The sequence below is a fragment of the Blautia sp. DFI.1.216 genome (assembly GCF_020594215.1).
GTDB lineage: Bacteria > Bacillota > Clostridia > Lachnospirales > Lachnospiraceae > Blautia_A > Blautia_A wexlerae.
In genome coordinates this window covers 1-261 of record NZ_JAJDML010000230.1, presented here as the reverse complement: position 1 = coordinate 261, position 261 = coordinate 1, and the positions used below count along the sequence as shown (strand labels likewise).

1 protein-coding gene is annotated in these 261 nt (G+C 48.3%); it reads right to left on the bottom strand.

What is annotated here, in order from left to right; all coding sequences use genetic code 11:
* A partial coding sequence (locus LJE11_RS19555) for a DUF5131 family protein (RefSeq protein ID WP_227296455.1) occupies positions 1-261 on the bottom strand: 261 nt, incomplete at both ends.

The window sequence follows — 261 nt, the reverse complement described above, 5'->3', positions numbered from 1 at the left end:
CTTCCGGCATTTCCTGAATCATATTTTCATCCCCTATGATAGGGACAAGGTCTTCCTTCATAAACACCGGAATGCCGAGCTTATGTGCCTGGTCCGTCAGAGACCATGCCCATTCCGGCTCCGTATGAATCTTCCTACTCTGAGCTCCGGTCATGGTGCCGACAACGATCCAATTGATTCCGGAAAGATCAACTGTGCCGGGATCATCGAATAACGGCTCAAAGGTAACATGGTAATGTTTTGCTCTGACGTTTTTCCGAA